This is a genomic window from Bradyrhizobium shewense (genome assembly GCF_900094605.1).
Taxonomy (GTDB): domain Bacteria; phylum Pseudomonadota; class Alphaproteobacteria; order Rhizobiales; family Xanthobacteraceae; genus Bradyrhizobium; species Bradyrhizobium shewense.
In genome coordinates, this window is the sequence record NZ_FMAI01000010.1 from 251,852 (window position 1) to 266,240 (window position 14,389).

The window sequence follows — 14,389 nt, forward strand, 5'->3', positions numbered from 1 at the left end:
GCCCGGGTTCTGATTAAATCAAGCTTCTGATCAAATCAGACCTCCCGGCTCGGGGGATAGGCAGGTGCGCTCGTCGCGCGCCGTTCCGGTGGATGACAAGATGGCGGCAGTGATCAAGAAGGTCGGCGTGATCGGCGCGGGTCAGATGGGCAATGGCATCGCGCATGTTGCGGCGCTGGCCGGCTTCGACGTGGTGCTCAACGACGTTTCGGTTGATCGCCTCAAGTCGGGCATGGCCACCATCAACGGTAATCTGGCGCGCCAGGTCTCCAAGAAGGCCGTCTCCGAGGACGACAAGGCCAAGGCGATGGCGCGCATCACGTCCGCCGAGAAGCTGGACGACCTCGCCGATTGCGACCTCGTGATCGAGACCGCGGTCGAGAAGGAAGAGGTCAAGCGCAAGATATTCCACGAGCTCTGCGCCGTGTTGAAGCCCGAGGCAATCGTCGCCTCCGATACGTCCTCGATCTCGATCACCCGGCTTGCCGCCGCCACCGACCGGCCCGAGCGCTTCATCGGCATTCACTTCATGAATCCGGTGCCGCTGATGGAGCTGGTGGAGCTGATCCGCGGCATCGCCACCGACGACCAGACCTTCGAGGCGTCCAAGGAATTCGTTGCCAAGCTCGGCAAGCAGGTCGCGGTCTCCGAGGATTTCCCGGCCTTCATCGTCAACCGCATCCTGCTGCCGATGATCAACGAGGCGATCTACACGCTGTATGAAGGCGTCGGCAATGTCGAGGCGATCGACGCGGCCATGAAGCTCGGCGCCCACCATCCGATGGGCCCGCTGGAGCTGGCTGATTTCATCGGCCTCGATACCTGCCTCTCCATCATGCAGGTGCTGCATGAAGGGCTGGCCGATTCCAAGTACCGTCCGTGCCCGCTGCTGGTGAAATATGTCGAGGCCGGCTGGCTCGGCCGCAAGACCCAGCGCGGCTTCTACGATTATCGCGGTGCCAAGCCGGTTCCGACGCGATAAGGCGGCGGTGCCGTAGGGTGGGGCAAAGGCGCACTTGCGCCGTGCCCACCATCTCTCTCGGTCGCAAAAATTGCGTGGGCACGCTTCGCTTTGCCCACCCTACGGCCCCTCGGCCGTGTGTCGATTCATGTCCTATTAACCCCTCGCGCCTAGGCTGCAGCCGGTAAGAGGGTTCGCGTAATGGACATGATGGCAATGGTCAGCACCATGCTGGCCGCTCAGCAAGGCGCGCTGCAGTCGAATATCTCGGCGACGCTGACCAAGCAGAACATGGATATGGAAAAATCCACCGTCCTGACGCTGATGGGTGCCGGGCAGCCTTCGCTGGCCAATGTCGGCGCCGGCGTCGGCGGCAATCTCAACGTCACCGCCTAAAAATCCCTAGAGCGCCGCGGCGGCCTTGCCCGTCGCCGCCCGGATCAGCTTGAGTGCGTCCTCGCTCGCCCATTCCGCCGGCCCCGCGATCGTCGCAATCTCGCAGCCTTGCGGATCGACCAGCACCGAGGTCGGCATGCCCAGCGCCCGGCCTATGGCTTTAAGATCCTGAAAAACCTTGGCTTTTTGGTCGCTGAAATAGCCGAGTCTGGTCAGATTGGCCTCCTTCAGGAAGGTTTTCGGCTTCTCGGGGTCGCGGGTGTCGATATTGATCGCCACCACCTCGAAATTCGGGCCCGACAGCTTGCCCTGGAGCTCGTCCAGCGCCGGCATTTCCTTCCGGCACGGCACGCACCAGGTGGCCCAGAGGTTCACCAGCAGCGTCTTGCCGCGGAAATCGGACAGCTTTTTCGGCTTGCCGTCGGCGCCCTCGAAGGTGAGGTCAGGCAGCTTGAGAGGCGCGCTCGCCATGGTCAGCGCCGCCAGCTCGCCATGGGCCAGTGGAGCTATTTTTTGCGCCGTAGCCACGGCCGACCGGCAGGCCGGATCGCCTGATGGGGCCCGGCTCAGGCCCAGTCCGTACAGCGCGGCGAAGCCGGCCAGCCCTCCGACCGCCACGGTGGCGATGACGAGGGGGACCCGGCGCGTGGCGGAGGGCGTCTTGTCGAGCATATCGTTTGTCATCCGGTCGCAGATATGGCTATCAGGGGCCTCTTAATACGGCTGGCGGCGGCCAGCAAACGTGCGGCAAATCAAGGCGTGAGCAGGGGATCATGAGCAACAAGATGTGGGGCGGCCGGTTCTCGGAACGTCCCGACGAGATCATGGAAGAGATCAACGTCTCCATCGACGTCGATCGTCACCTCTTCGCCCAGGACATTGCCGCGTCCAAGGCCCACGCTGCGATGCTTGCCGCGAAGGGCATCATCACGGGCTCTGATGCGAAAAATATCGGCAAGGGTCTAGACACGATTTTGTCAGAGATCGGCAAGGGCGACTTCGAGTTCAAGCGCGCGCTCGAGGACATCCATATGAATGTCGAGAGCCGCTTGTCCGAGCTGATCGGCCCCGCCGCCGGCCGCCTGCACACCGCGCGCTCGCGCAACGACCAGGTCGCGACCGATTTCCGTCTCTATGTCCGTGATGTTCTCGACGAGACCGACGCCGCGCTCGCCGCGTTCCAGGCCGCGCTGGTCAATCGCGCGCTGGAGCATGCCGCAACCGTGATGCCCGGCTTCACCCATCTGCAGACCGCGCAGCCCGTGACCTTCGGCCATCATCTGCTCGCCTATGTCGAGATGGCCGCGCGCGATCGTGGCCGCTTCCAGGATGCGCGCAAGCGGCTGAATGAATCCCCGCTCGGCGCCGCCGCGCTCGCCGGCACCTCGTTCCCGATCGACCGCCACGCCACCGCGAAGGCGCTCCTCTTCGACCGTCCCATGGCGAATTCGCTCGATGCCGTCTCCGACCGCGACTTCGTGCTGGAGACGCTGTCGGCCGCCTCGATCTGCGCCGTGCACATGTCGCGCTTTGCCGAGGAGATCGTGATCTGGACCTCGCCGCTGGTCGGCATGATCCGGCTCAGCGACAAGTTCACCACCGGCTCCTCCATCATGCCGCAGAAGCGCAATCCGGATGCCGCCGAGTTGGTGCGTGCCAAGACCGGCCGCGTCATCGGCGCGCTCAATGGTCTGTTGATCGTGATGAAGGGCCTGCCGCTCGCCTATCAAAAGGACATGCAGGAGGACAAGCAGGGCGCCATGGAAGGCTTTGCCGCGCTGTCGCTGGCGATCCGCGCCATGACCGGCATGGTCCGCGACCTCGTGCCTGATGAAGCCAAGATGAAGCTTGCTGCAGGCGAGGGCTATTCCACTGCGACCGACCTTGCCGACTGGCTGGTGCGGACGCTGAAAATGCCGTTCCGCGACGCCCATCACGTCACCGGCCGCATCGTCGCCAAGGCCGCCGAGGGCGGCGTCGCGCTGCACGAGCTGCCGCTCAAGGAGATGCAGGCGATCGAGCCAAAAATCACCAAGGACGTGCTCGGCGTGCTCTCGGTCGAATCGTCGGTGAAGAGCCGCACCAGCTTCGGCGGCACCGCGCCGAAGAACGTAGCGTCGCAGGCCAAGGCCTGGGCGAAGCGGCTGGAAAAAGAGCGAAAATTGGGCTGAGGGGCAAAATTTCGCTTATGTTTCATGGTCATCCGGCTCTCGCCAGAGCGCGCCAATCTCTGTATGGTGCGCCCCGCGTAGTGGGGATTTCGTCGTGACGTCAAAGTTTCGCCCGGCCGGCTCGGGGTGGGCCATCATTGTCTTGAGCCTGACGGCGCTTGCGCTTGCCGGCTGCGGCCGCAAGGGTCCGCTGGATTTGCCGCCGACCGCCAACGCGCCCACGGCCAACGGTGCTGCGCCAACCGACACCGAGACTGAGGCCCAGAGGACGCCGAGCGTGTTCAATCCCACCTACGGTGCGGATGCCGCGCCCGCGGCGGCCAAGGGCAGGAAGAAACCGTTCATTCTCGATCCGCTCCTGGACGAACCTCCCGGCAAGAAATAAGCCGGGACAACCGAGCCTGCGTCATGAACCATTTCGACTATCGCAACGGCGTGCTGCACGCCGAGGCGGTGAACCTGTCCGAGCTGGCCGCAACCGTCGGCACGCCGTTCTATTGCTATTCGACCGCGACGCTCGAGCGGCACTATCGCGTCTTCACCGAGGCCTTCGCCGGCGAGAAGGTGCTGGTCTGCTACGCCATGAAGGCGAACTCCAACCAGTCGGTGTTGCGCACGCTGGCCAAGCTGGGCGCCGGCGCCGACGTGGTCTCCGGTGGTGAATTGAAGCGCGCGCTGGCCGCCGGCATTCCGCCGAACAAGATCCTGTTCTCCGGTGTCGGCAAGACTGAACAAGAGCTGCGCGCCGCGCTCGCCGCCGACATCCTCTGTCTCAACGTCGAATCCGAGCCCGAGCTCGAGCTGCTGTCGCGGCTTGCGACCGAGACGGGCAAGACCGCGCGCATCTCGCTCCGCGTCAATCCCGATGTCGACGCCGGCACCCACGCCAAGATTTCCACCGGCAAGTCCGAGAACAAGTTCGGCATCCCGATCGTGCATGCGCGAGAGGTCTATGCCCGCGCTGCGAAACTCCCGGGCATCGAGGTAACGGGCACCGACGTGCATATCGGCAGCCAGATCACCGACCTCTCCGGCATGGAGACCGCCTTCCGCATCCTCTCCGAGTTCGTGCAGACGCTGCGCGCCGACGGCCACAACATCTCCCATGTCGATTTCGGCGGCGGCCTCGGCATTCCCTATTACATGGACCGCGAGGCGCCGCCGGCACCGGCGGCCTATGCCGCCATGGTCAAGCGCGTCAGCCACAATCTCGGCTGCACGCTGATGTTCGAGCCGGGCCGCATGATCGTCGGCAATGCCGGCATCCTCGTCGCCAAGGTGATCTATGTGAAACACGGCGACGGCAAGAATTTCGTCATCATCGACGCCGCCATGAACGACCTCATCCGCCCGACGCTGTACGAGGCGCATCACGACATCCTGCCGGTGACGCAGCCTGCCAAGGGCGCCGCCACCATCATGGCCGACGTCGTCGGCCCGGTCTGCGAGACCGGCGACTATCTCGCGCTCGACCGCACGCTGCCGACGCCGGCGCCCGGCGATCTCATCGCCATCATGACCGCGGGCGCCTATGGCGCGGTGCAGGCCGGCACCTACAACACGCGCCCGCTGGTGCCGGAGGTGCTAGTGAAGGACGATCAGTACGCCGTGGTCCGCCCGCGCATCGAGGTCGAGCAGCTGATCGCGATGGACACGCCGGCGCCGTGGCTGTGAGGCGGTAAGGGGCGGCACAAGCGCGCTTCACACGTGTCGTCCCCGCGTACGCGGGGACCCATAACCACAGGAAGTGGTTATGACACGAAGCTGGTTACTCCGAGTCTTCGCCAAACTTCTCCCTGGGGTTTTGGGTCCCGGGTTCGCGCTGCGCGCGCCCCGGGACGACGAACGGAGTGCGGGATCGCTACTTCCCCGCCAATCGGCCCTTGGCTTCGCCGACCACCACCCCCGCCTTCTTCTCGATCGGCTTAATCGCCGCGGTGAAATCGGACTCGGCGCCTTCTGCGCTGATCACGGTCTCCCACAACCGCCCGACTGCGTCCGCGACCTCCATCGACAGGCCGAGCTGCTTCATCTCCTCCAGCGCAAGCCGCACGTCCTTCACCATCAGTCCCGTGGCGAAGCCGAAATCGAAGCTGCGCGGCAGCACCGAGCGTGGAAACTTGTCGCGGCTCGCGGTGTTCATGCCGGATCCGGCATTGATGACGTCGATCATGACGGCGGGATCAAGCCCGGCTTTCACGCCCATCACGACCGCTTCCGACGTCGCCACGATCGCGGTGGCCGACAGGAAATTGTTGGCGAGCTTCATGGTCTGCGCCGCGCCGGGCTTCTCGCCGATGAAGAACACTTTTCCGATCACGTCGAGCGCGGGCTTGAGCAGCTCGAATTCCGCTCTCGGTCCGGAGACCATTACCGCCAGCGTGCCCTTCTCGGCGCCGCCGACGCCGCCGGAGACGGGGCAGTCGATCTGCACGATGTTGCGCTTGGCGAGCAGGTCGTGAATCTTCACGGCCATCGCCGAGCCGACGGTGGAGAGGTCGATGAAGCGCTTTGCGCGGCTGCCCTCGATGACGCCGTTCGCTCCCGTTGCGACTTCGAGCGAGGCTTGCAGCGAGGGCAGGCTTGCCATCACGGTCTCGACCTGATCGGCGACGTCCTTCGGCGATGTCGCTGGCTTAGCGCCGAGTGCTACGAGCTTGTCCGTGACCTCCTTGCGCGTGTCGAACACGACGAGCTTGTGTTCCGCCTCGATCAGCCGCCGCGCCATCGGGAAACCCATGTTTCCGAGCCCGATGAATCCGATGTCCATGGTGTTTCCTTGTGGTTGTTATTCGTTGGTGGTTGAACGTGAAGCGGCGATCATTCTCCGCTCGTCGTCCCGGGGCATCGCGAAGCGATGAGCCCGGGACCCATAACCCCAGGGAGGAGTCGTTGCGCGGAAGCGGTCACTCCGAGTCCCGCTAACCACAGCTGCCTGTGGTTATGGGTCCCGGGTTCGTGCTACGCGCGCCCCGGGACGACAGCGGAGATTTTGACGACATCTCACGCCTTGCCGTCGATCTCCGCAAACACCTCGCGCGCGATGCGGAAGCTGTCGACTGCGGCGGGCATGCCGCCATAGATCGCGACCTGCATCAGGATCTCGCGGATCTCCTCGCGGCTGACGCCATTGGTGAGCGCGCCCTTCAGATGCGCGCGAAATTCGTGCTGGCGGTTGAGGATCGCGATCATGGCGATGTTGAGCATGCTGCGGGTCTTGCGCGGCAGCTCCTCGCGGCCCCACACCGTGCCCCAGCAATATTCGTTCAGCATCTCCTGGAACGGGCGGTTGAAATCGTCGACGTTCTTCAGGGCGTTGTTGACATAGGCCTCGCCCAGCACCGCTTTGCGGACTTCCAGGCCCTTGTCGTGCATCTTCTTGTCCATGGCGTTTCCTCTCATCTCCCTCGGGGCGGCGCGGAAATTACGGGGTTGCCGCGGGCCAGTCACGTCCTCGTGTTATGCGGGAAAAGGGGCGTCTCCCGTACCGGAACGGATGCCTCAGTGCTGCCGTTGTGATAGGCTTCTCTACCGGGCAACCTGGAGAGTTGATTGAACGGCGTCACCCCCGACCCGTCAGACCCGATCCGCAACAGCGATGCTCTGTCGCGGCTGAAGCTGGCGCAGGCCCTCGATCGGGCCATTTATGCCATCGCGTGGGAGCGTGCCTGGCCGAATTTGGCGCGGCTTCTGACCGTCGTCGGCCTGTTCCTGGTGGTGTCCTGGGCCGGCCTCTGGCTGGCGCTGCCGTTCGTTGCCCGTGCCATCGGTCTCGTCGTTTTCGCCGGCATCGCGATTGCCGTCCTGTTTCCCTTGATTCGCTTCCGCTGGCCGAGCCGCGAGGAGGCGCTCAGCCGGCTCGATCGTGGCTCCGGCATCCGTCACCGCCCGGCCACGACGCTGACGGACACGCTGTCCTCGCAGGACCCGGTCGCACAGGCGCTGTGGCAGGCGCAGCGCGAGCGTACGCTGGCCTCGCTCAAGCGCATCCGCGCCGGCCTGCCGCATCCGCGGCTCGCGCTGCATGATCCCTGGGCGCTGCGCGCGCTGGTTATGGTGATGCTGGTCGCGACCTTCTTCGCCGCCGGCGACGAGCGCGCGATGCGGCTCGGGGCCGCCTTCGACTGGAACGGCGTGCTGGCGCCGGCGAATGTTCGCGTCGATGCCTGGGTCACTCCGCCGCTCTACACCGGCAAGCCGCCGGTCATCCTGTCGGCCGCCAACAAGGAGGCCGCGGCGCTGCCTGCCGCCGGCCCGCTTGCCGTTCCCGCAGGCTCGACCCTGATCGTGCGCTCCTCCGGCGGCAGCCTCGATGTCGTGGTCTCCGGCGGCCTCAAGGAGGTTGCTCCCACAGAAGCCGCGCCCAAGGGCACCAACGAGAAGCATTTCACCATCACCGCAGATGGTACCGCGCATGTCCGCGCGCCCTCCGGCCAGCCGCAATGGGCGTTTGCGGCAACGCCGGACCGCGCGCCGACGATCGCGCTCGCCAAGGATCCCGAGCGCCAGGCGCGCGGCGGGCTCCAGCTCTCCTACAAGATCGAGGACGATTACGGCGTGACCGGCGCGGATGCGCACATTGCCCTGCGCCCCGCCGACGCCAAGGATGGTAGCAAGGATGGCAGCAAGGATTCCGACGGCAAGGCCGCGGCGCGTCCGCTGTTCCAGCCGCCGCAATTCCCGCTCGTGCTGCCGAACGCGCGCACCCGCAACGGCGTCGGCCAGACCGTGAAGGATCTCAGCGAGGACCCCTATGCCGGCGCCGACGTCACGCTGACGCTCACCGCCAAGGACGAGGCCGGCAACGAGGCCAGGAGCGAACCCTTCAACATGCGCCTGCCCGAGCGCCTGTTCACCAACTCGCTCGCGCGCGCGCTGATCGAGCAGCGCCGCATCCTCGCGCTCGACGCCAACAGGAATTCCGACGTCTACACCGCGCTCGACGCGCTGATGATCGCACCCGAATTGTTTACGCCGGATGCCGGCTGTTATCTCGGCCTCCGGAGTCTGGCGAGCCAGCTCGAGGCCGCCCGCACCGACGATGCGCTGCGCAACGTGGTGGCGAGCATGTGGGCCTTCGCGACGACCATCGAGGATGACGGCGTCGCCGGCAGCGTCAACGCCGCGCTGCGCTCGGCGCAGGATGCGCTCAAGGCGGCGCTGGAACGCGGCGCCAGCGAGGACGAGCTCAGGGTCCTGACGCAGAAGCTTCGTGAGGCCATGGCCGGCAAGGTGCGCGATCTCGCCCGCCGCGCCGAGCAGAATCCGCTCGGCGCCCGGCAGCCGTTCCCCGCGGAGGTCCAGCTCATCCTCGACAAGGCAGTCGAGCTGCGACAAAAGACCCAGCATGCGACGCCCGAGCAGCTCGCAGAGCTGGCGCAGCAGCAGGACGTCTTGCGCGAGCAGCTTCAGGCCTATCGCAAATCGGCGAACAACCGTGCCAACAAGGCGGGGGACGACAGGACCAACCAGTTTACGCGGGACCGGAAATGCGGAAGCTAGCACCCGTGCCAGTCTTGAAGGCGATGTCGATCGCCTGCCTCGCCATGCTGTTGGGCGGCGTCTCGCCGGCCGCGGCTCAGCTGGATCAGGATCCCGATGCGCTGCTCGACAGCGCGGAAAAGGCGATGCAGGAATCCGGCGACAGCCTCAGGCAGAAGGAATCCGGGAAGAGCCTGAGCAACCAGTCCGACGCCATTCAGAAGCTCGAGGAGTACAAGCGCGCCACGGAAAGAAGCCAGTCTTCCAATCGCGATCGTTCCGTCATCACGCAGCGCGATCTGGATGACCTGCTGCGGCAGATCGAGAAGGCGGCGCGCGAGGGCAATAAAGAGGCGGCCCAGCGCATGCTCGAGCAGCTCGCGCAGATCATGGAAAATCTCCAGATGGCGCAGCCCGGGCAATCCGGTGAGAGCGAGATGGAGCAGGCGCTCAACGAGCTCAGCGACATGATCCGCAAGCAGCAGCAATTGCGCGACAAGACTTTCAAGCAGGGCCAGGATTCCCGGCGGGACCGTTCGCGTGGCAAGCAGCAGGGCGACCAGTCGATGTCGGACCTGCAGCAGGATCAGCAGTCGCTGCGCGACCGCCTGAAGAAGCTGCAGGACGAGCTCGCCAAGCGCGGCCTCGCGCAGAAGGGACAGAAAGGCCAGAAGGGTCAGCAGGGTCAGAAAGGCCAGCAGGGCGACCCGGGCCAGAGCGGCGATCAGGACGGCGATCAGGGCGATGATGACGGCAGCCTCGATGCCGCCGACGGTGCCATGGGCGATGCCGGCTCGAAGCTCGGCGAAGGCAATGCCGACGGCGCCGTGGACTCGCAGGGCAAGGCCCTCGACGCGATGCGCAAGGGCGCGCAGAAGATGGCCGAGGCGATGCAGCAGGGCGATGGCGACGGGCAGGGCGATGGTCCCGGCAATCGGGCCGGCCGTCAGCAGAGCGGCGGCAATCAGACCGATCCGCTCGGGCGCCCGCTTCACGGCCGCGATCTCAGCGACGACTACACCGTCAAGATCCCGGGCGAGATCGACGCCCAGCGCGTCCGCCGCATCCTCGAAGAGCTCCGCCGCCGCCTCGGCGACAGCTCGCGTCCGCAGATCGAGCTCGATTACATCGAGCGGCTGCTGAAGGATTTTTGACACCACTCAGTGTCATCGCCCGGCGAAGACCGGGCGATCCAGTATTCCAGAGGCCTGCGTTGGAGGTCACGCTCTCACCGCATCCGCCGCGGTGTACTGGATGCCCGGTCAAGCCTGGGCATGACAGCGGAGTGTAGGACGGCAGCTTCGCGTCACCCCTTCTTCGCCGCCAACGCATCCGCCACGGCGGTGCGGATGTCGGCGACCGAGAACGGTTTTGTCACGACGTCGTGCACCAGCGCATTGAGGTTCGAGGCGCGCTCGCGCTGGTCGGCAAAGCCGGTCATCAGCAAGATGGTCAAATCGGGAAAATCGCGCGCGGCGGAGAGCGCCAGCGCGATGCCGTCCATCACGGGCATCTGGATGTCGGTGAGCAGCAGGTCGAAGGCGCCGTCCTCGCGGGTCAGGATCTCCAGTGCCTCGGCGCCGTCCTGCGCGGTGACGGTCTCGTGGCCGTCCATGGCGATGGCGCGCGCCACCAGCGTGCGCATCGAATCTTCGTCATCGGCGATCAAGATCTTCGGCATGGGATCAACTTTCGGACCAACCTTGGTACCGGGCGGCGCGATTATACGCTGCCGCCGGCAATGTCGCGCCGGTTGAAGAAGCGAACGTCGATATTGCGGCCTTCGGGCGGCGGCGAGGCCAGGCGGGAGCGGAAGAAGGCGCGCTCGCCGGGCCGCAGCACGGTCTGCTCCAGCACCGTATTCCAGGCGTAGATCTCCGCGCCTTGCCCGTCGCGCACGGCAAAGCGCAGCCGCGGAATGTCGAGCGGCTTCTTTCCCTCGCCGACGATCACACCCTCGATCACCAGCACCTGCTTACCGTCCACGGTCTCGCTGGACAGCTTCACGTCCTTGAAGGCGAGGCCCCGCAGGTTCACCTCGAGCCCGACCATCTTGTAGAAAGCGGCGGTCTGCGGCAGCAGCCGCACCATGTCGCCGCGCCAGATCACCAGCGCCAGCACCAGCGCGCCCATGGCAGCGCAGGCGGTCGGCAGGCCGAAATGAGATTTTTTGGGCGACGCGGTGGCGACCGGACGGCTCACCCGCGCGCCGCGGCGAGGGAACAGACCGCGGAACCAGGACTGGTGCTGCGCGCCGACGACCTCTTCCTCAGCTTCCCGGGCCGCCGCGGACCACTCGTCCTCGGTTTCCTTGGAAGCCTCTTCGTCAGGCCAGTCGCTGGCGATCGAGGGACTGTCGACGACAGGCGCGTCCGTGGTGCCGTCGTCCTTGGCATAAGAGTTCCATTGCTCGGCGAGGTCGGCCTGGTCGTCGGCCTGGCTGGCCGCGGCCATGGCCGGGACGGATGCCTCCTCGATGGCATCCTCGGCATGGGCGATCCAGGTCTCCTTGCAGCGGGAACAGCGGACCGCCCGTCCGTTCGCCCCAAGGCTCGCGAGCTTGATGGCGTAGGATGTCATACAATGGGGGCAGACGATATGCATGGACGAGCCTTGACGATGACCGCGTCGGGGAGAGCCGCGCGGCAAGGATGCTACGATGTATGCTACAGCGCGACCGTTAACGAACCGGAAACCATAACGGCGGCAAAACCCGTTGGTCGCGTATGGCGGAGCGCAGCAGTGCGACCCGCGCCCCCCTCTCGAACGGAGCTGAGCTTGGTTCGGTTCGAAAATGTCGGATTGCGTTACGGTCTGGGGCCGGAGATCCTGCGCGACCTCAGCTTCCAGATCCCGGCGCATTCGTTCCAGTTCCTCACCGGCCCCTCGGGTGCCGGCAAGACCTCGCTGCTGCGCCTGTTGTTCCTGTCGCACCGGCCGACGCGGGGACTCGTCAATCTGTTCGGCCACGACATCTCGCGTCTCGGCAAGGACGAGATCGCCGATTTGCGCAAGCGCATCGGCATCGTGCTCCAGGATTTCCGCCTGCTCGATCACATGACGACCTATGAGAACGTGGCGCTGCCGTTTCGCGTCATGGGCCGCAGCGAGTCGAGCTACCGCAAGGAGGTGATCGACCTGCTGCGCTGGGTTGGGCTCGGCGACCGCATGGACGCGCTGCCGCCGATCCTGTCGGGCGGAGAGAAGCAGCGCGCGGCGATCGCGCGCGCCGTGATCTCGCGGCCGCAACTGCTGCTCGCGGACGAGCCGACCGGCAGCGTCGACCCGACGCTCGGACGCCGCCTGCTGCGGCTTTTCATCGAGCTCAACAAATCGGGCACCGCCGTCATCATCGCCACCCACGACATCGGCCTGATGGACCAGTACGAGGCCCGGCGGCTGGTGCTGCATCAGGGGCGGTTGCACGTCTATGAGTAGGACCGACGAGCGCGGCGTGTTGGTCGACCTCGGACAGGAGCGTCCGCAGCTTCCGGCCAACGCGCGCAACATGTCGCCGATCGTGCCGCGGGCCTCGATCCAGGGCCGCGCGCTGGTCGCCGTCGTCGCCATCATGACCTTCCTGGCGTCGATGACCACGGGCACGGTGCTATTGGTTAGCGCCTCCGCCGCGGAATGGCAGTCGGACGTCGCCAGCGAAATCACCATCCAGGTCCGCCCGCAGGCCGGCCGCGATCTCGAACGCGACACCGCGGCGGTGACGGAGGCGATGCGCGCGCAAGCCGGCGTCGTCGAGGTCAAGCCGTTCACCCGGGAGGAGAGCGGCAAGCTGCTCGAGCCCTGGCTCGGCACCGGGCTGTCGATGGACGACCTGCCGGTGCCGCGCATGATCATCGCGCGTGTGCAACCCGGCACGCTGCTCGATCTCGGCGTCTTGCGCGCGCGCGTGACCCAGGTCGCGCCAAGTGCCAGCGTCGATGATCACCGCGCCTGGATCGAGCGGATGCGCTCGATGACCAACGCCACCGTGCTCGCCGGCCTCGGCATCCTCGCGCTGGTCATCATCGCCACCATCATCTCGGTCTCGTTCGCGACCCGTGGCGCCATGGCGGCGAACCGTCCGATCGTCGAGGTGCTGCATTTCGTCGGCGCCGGCGACCGCTACATCGCCAATCACTTCCTGCGTCATTTCCTGAGGCTCGGCCTCGAGGGCGGCGTGATCGGCGGCGGCGCCGCCATGCTGGTGTTCGGCTTCTCCGAGTCGATCGCCGGCTGGTTTTCCGGTACCCCCGTCGGCGACCAGTTCGCCGCGCTGCTCGGCACCTTCTCGCTGCGGCCGTCCGGCTACATCGTGCTCGCGGCCCAGGCCGTGCTGATCGGCGCCATCACCGCGGTGGCCTCACGCCAGACCCTGTTTGCGACGTTGAACGATGTGGATTGAGGTCTTTTTCCTTCTCCCCTTGTGGGAGAAGGTGGCGCGAAGCGCCGGATGAGCGGTATCTCTCAGCGCACTCGAATCGCGAGAGGTGAGCTCGCGGAGAGATACCCCTCACCCGGCTTCGCTGCCGCGAAGCCACCCTCTCCCACAAGGGGAGAGGGTGACGAGCTCGCAGCCCGAGTGTTCTCACATCCCAGGACTCCACTTCGCCTCAAAACCTTTTAAAATCAGCCAGGGAAGGGATCACCGACATCATATGACCTCGCCGACCGACGATCGATCGCCGAACCTGCCGCGCGGCTGGCTGCGCGCGGCCGTGGTGTCGACGATTGCGCTCGCCTTCGTCGGCGCGGCGGCGGGCTTCATCGCGTTCCTGTCGCAATTGCGCGGCGCCGAGATCGCCCCAAGCCGCAAGGCAGACGGCATCGTGGTCCTGACCGGCGGCTCCTCGCGGGTGTCGGACGCGATGGAGCTGCTCGCCGCCGGCTATGGCAGGCGGCTCCTGATCTCCGGCGTGCACCCGACGTCGACGGCGAACGACATCTCCCGGACCTTGCCGGAGAACCAGTCCTTCATGACCTGTTGCGTCGATCTCGACCGTACCGCGCTTTCGACCCGCGGCAATGCGGCAGAGGCGCGGCGCTGGGCCGAGGGGCGCCGATTCAAGTCGCTGATCGTGGTCACCTCGAATTATCACATGCCGCGTGCCCTGGTGGAATTCTCGCATGCGATGCCGCAGACGACGCTGATCCCGTTCGCGGTGGTCGGCGACAAATGGCGCGAGGAGCCGTGGTGGACATCGGCGTCCACCTTGCGGCTGCTGCTGTCGGAATATGTCAAGTACGTCGCGGCAGAGCTCAGGGTGCGGCTGGAGGATTTCGGGATTGACCTTTCGCCCGAGATGTCGGAGCAGCCTGCAGGTCATCAGCCAAAGCGGCCCGCCACCGCCCAAGCCAATTGACAGGCAAATTAATCGGATCGTCG

The 14,389-nt window shown here is 65.8% G+C and carries 15 protein-coding genes; 10 read left to right on the top strand and 5 right to left on the bottom strand.

Annotated features, from left to right (window positions below; all coding sequences use genetic code 11):
* The first annotated feature begins 100 nt into the window (after nt 1–100).
* Both GA0061098_RS20915 and GA0061098_RS20920 read left to right on the top strand, forming a co-directional pair.
* Nucleotides 101–982, top strand: coding sequence for a 3-hydroxybutyryl-CoA dehydrogenase (locus GA0061098_RS20915; protein ID WP_026201637.1), 882 nt, complete (start codon nt 101–103; stop codon nt 980–982).
* 180 nt (nt 983–1,162) lie between these two features.
* Nucleotides 1,163–1,357: a hypothetical protein gene (locus GA0061098_RS20920; RefSeq protein ID WP_091960250.1), complete on the top strand. Its 195-nt coding sequence runs from the start codon at nt 1,163–1,165 to the stop codon at nt 1,355–1,357.
* Nucleotides 1,358–1,363: 6 nt separating this feature from the next.
* Here the strand turns inward: GA0061098_RS20920 and tlpA are convergent, their stop codons facing one another.
* Entirely contained in the window at nt 1,364–2,029 is a 666-nt protein-coding gene (gene tlpA, locus GA0061098_RS20925; RefSeq protein ID WP_091960382.1) for a thiol:disulfide interchange protein TlpA, read from the bottom strand.
* Between the two features lie 101 nt (nt 2,030–2,130).
* Here tlpA and argH point away from each other — a divergent pair, with 101 nt between their 5' ends.
* The 3 genes from argH (at nt 2,131) to lysA (ending at nt 5,202) form a co-directional block, all read left to right on the top strand.
* On the top strand, nt 2,131–3,528 hold the full coding sequence (gene argH / locus GA0061098_RS20930; protein WP_091960253.1) for an argininosuccinate lyase: 1,398 nt from the start codon (nt 2,131–2,133) through the stop codon (nt 3,526–3,528).
* Between the two features lie 94 nt (nt 3,529–3,622).
* The gene (gene lptM / locus GA0061098_RS20935) at nt 3,623–3,913 is read left to right on the top strand and encodes an LPS translocon maturation chaperone LptM (protein ID WP_038948523.1); all 291 of its coding nucleotides are present in this window, start codon (nt 3,623–3,625) and stop codon (nt 3,911–3,913) included.
* A 23-nt stretch (nt 3,914–3,936) separates the two neighbouring features.
* On the top strand, nt 3,937–5,202 hold the full coding sequence (gene lysA / locus GA0061098_RS20940; RefSeq protein WP_091960257.1) for a diaminopimelate decarboxylase: 1,266 nt from the start codon (nt 3,937–3,939) through the stop codon (nt 5,200–5,202).
* Nucleotides 5,203–5,389: 187 nt separating this feature from the next.
* Here lysA and GA0061098_RS20945 read toward each other — a convergent pair whose 3' ends face one another.
* Together GA0061098_RS20945 and GA0061098_RS20950 are read right to left on the bottom strand one after the other, a co-directional pair.
* Nucleotides 5,390–6,298, bottom strand: a complete 909-nt coding sequence (locus GA0061098_RS20945; RefSeq protein ID WP_091960260.1) for an NAD(P)-dependent oxidoreductase — start codon at nt 6,296–6,298, stop codon at nt 5,390–5,392.
* A gap of 233 nt (nt 6,299–6,531) precedes the next feature.
* Complete coding sequence (locus GA0061098_RS20950) at nt 6,532–6,915, bottom strand: carboxymuconolactone decarboxylase family protein (RefSeq protein ID WP_018316258.1); 384 nt, start codon at nt 6,913–6,915, stop codon at nt 6,532–6,534.
* A 165-nt stretch (nt 6,916–7,080) separates the two neighbouring features.
* On the opposite strand from GA0061098_RS20950, the gene GA0061098_RS20955 reads away from it, so the two are divergent.
* Both GA0061098_RS20955 and GA0061098_RS20960 read left to right on the top strand, forming a co-directional pair.
* A complete protein-coding gene (locus tag GA0061098_RS20955) occupies nt 7,081–9,030 on the top strand; it encodes a TIGR02302 family protein (protein WP_091960263.1) in 1,950 nt (649 codons plus the stop codon).
* Nucleotides 9,018–10,163 carry a DUF4175 family protein gene (locus GA0061098_RS20960; RefSeq protein WP_091960267.1) on the top strand — a complete coding sequence of 382 codons (1,146 nt, stop codon included), beginning with the start codon at nt 9,018–9,020 and terminating at the stop codon, nt 10,161–10,163. Before GA0061098_RS20955 ends, GA0061098_RS20960 begins: the two co-directional genes overlap by 13 nt.
* 152 nt (nt 10,164–10,315) lie before the next feature.
* On the opposite strand, the gene GA0061098_RS20965 is transcribed toward GA0061098_RS20960, so the two are convergent.
* Together GA0061098_RS20965 and GA0061098_RS20970 are read right to left on the bottom strand one after the other, a co-directional pair.
* Entirely contained in the window at nt 10,316–10,690 is a 375-nt protein-coding gene (locus GA0061098_RS20965) for a response regulator (RefSeq protein ID WP_025033579.1), read from the bottom strand.
* A 41-nt stretch (nt 10,691–10,731) separates the two neighbouring features.
* Complete coding sequence (locus GA0061098_RS20970; RefSeq protein WP_091960270.1) at nt 10,732–11,613, bottom strand: MJ0042-type zinc finger domain-containing protein; 882 nt, start codon at nt 11,611–11,613, stop codon at nt 10,732–10,734.
* Between the two features lie 174 nt (nt 11,614–11,787).
* On the opposite strand from GA0061098_RS20970, the gene ftsE reads away from it, so the two are divergent.
* The 3 genes from ftsE (at nt 11,788) to GA0061098_RS20985 (ending at nt 14,366) form a co-directional block, all read left to right on the top strand.
* On the top strand, nt 11,788–12,447 hold the full coding sequence (gene ftsE, locus GA0061098_RS20975) for a cell division ATP-binding protein FtsE (RefSeq protein ID WP_020508614.1): 660 nt from the start codon (nt 11,788–11,790) through the stop codon (nt 12,445–12,447).
* A complete protein-coding gene (locus GA0061098_RS20980; RefSeq protein ID WP_028139935.1) occupies nt 12,440–13,408 on the top strand; it encodes a cell division protein FtsX in 969 nt (322 codons plus the stop codon). Before ftsE ends, GA0061098_RS20980 begins: the two co-directional genes overlap by 8 nt.
* Nucleotides 13,409–13,661: 253 nt before the next feature.
* Nucleotides 13,662–14,366, top strand: coding sequence for a YdcF family protein (locus GA0061098_RS20985; RefSeq protein WP_091960274.1), 705 nt, complete (start codon nt 13,662–13,664; stop codon nt 14,364–14,366).
* Nucleotides 14,367–14,389: the final 23 nt, after the last annotated feature.

What these genes read in the sequence shown, in the direction of transcription:
- GA0061098_RS20915 (WP_026201637.1), top strand. Translation starts at nt 101, where the DNA reads ATGGCGGCAGTGATCAAGAAGGTCGGCGTGATCGGCGCGGGTCAGATG.
- GA0061098_RS20920 (WP_091960250.1), top strand. Translation starts at nt 1,163, where the DNA reads ATGGACATGATGGCAATGGTCAGCACCATGCTGGCCGCTCAGCAAGGC.
- tlpA (WP_091960382.1), bottom strand. Translation starts at nt 2,029, where the DNA reads ATGCTCGACAAGACGCCCTCCGCCACGCGCCGGGTCCCCCTCGTCATC.
- argH (WP_091960253.1), top strand. Translation starts at nt 2,131, where the DNA reads ATGAGCAACAAGATGTGGGGCGGCCGGTTCTCGGAACGTCCCGACGAG.
- lysA (WP_091960257.1), top strand. Translation starts at nt 3,937, where the DNA reads ATGAACCATTTCGACTATCGCAACGGCGTGCTGCACGCCGAGGCGGTG.
- GA0061098_RS20945 (WP_091960260.1), bottom strand. Translation starts at nt 6,298, where the DNA reads ATGGACATCGGATTCATCGGGCTCGGAAACATGGGTTTCCCGATGGCG.
- GA0061098_RS20950 (WP_018316258.1), bottom strand. Translation starts at nt 6,915, where the DNA reads ATGGACAAGAAGATGCACGACAAGGGCCTGGAAGTCCGCAAAGCGGTG.
- GA0061098_RS20960 (WP_091960267.1), top strand. Translation starts at nt 9,018, where the DNA reads ATGCGGAAGCTAGCACCCGTGCCAGTCTTGAAGGCGATGTCGATCGCC.
- GA0061098_RS20965 (WP_025033579.1), bottom strand. Translation starts at nt 10,690, where the DNA reads ATGCCGAAGATCTTGATCGCCGATGACGAAGATTCGATGCGCACGCTG.
- GA0061098_RS20970 (WP_091960270.1), bottom strand. Translation starts at nt 11,613, where the DNA reads ATGCATATCGTCTGCCCCCATTGTATGACATCCTACGCCATCAAGCTC.
- GA0061098_RS20980 (WP_028139935.1), top strand. Translation starts at nt 12,440, where the DNA reads ATGAGTAGGACCGACGAGCGCGGCGTGTTGGTCGACCTCGGACAGGAG.
- GA0061098_RS20985 (WP_091960274.1), top strand. Translation starts at nt 13,662, where the DNA reads ATGACCTCGCCGACCGACGATCGATCGCCGAACCTGCCGCGCGGCTGG.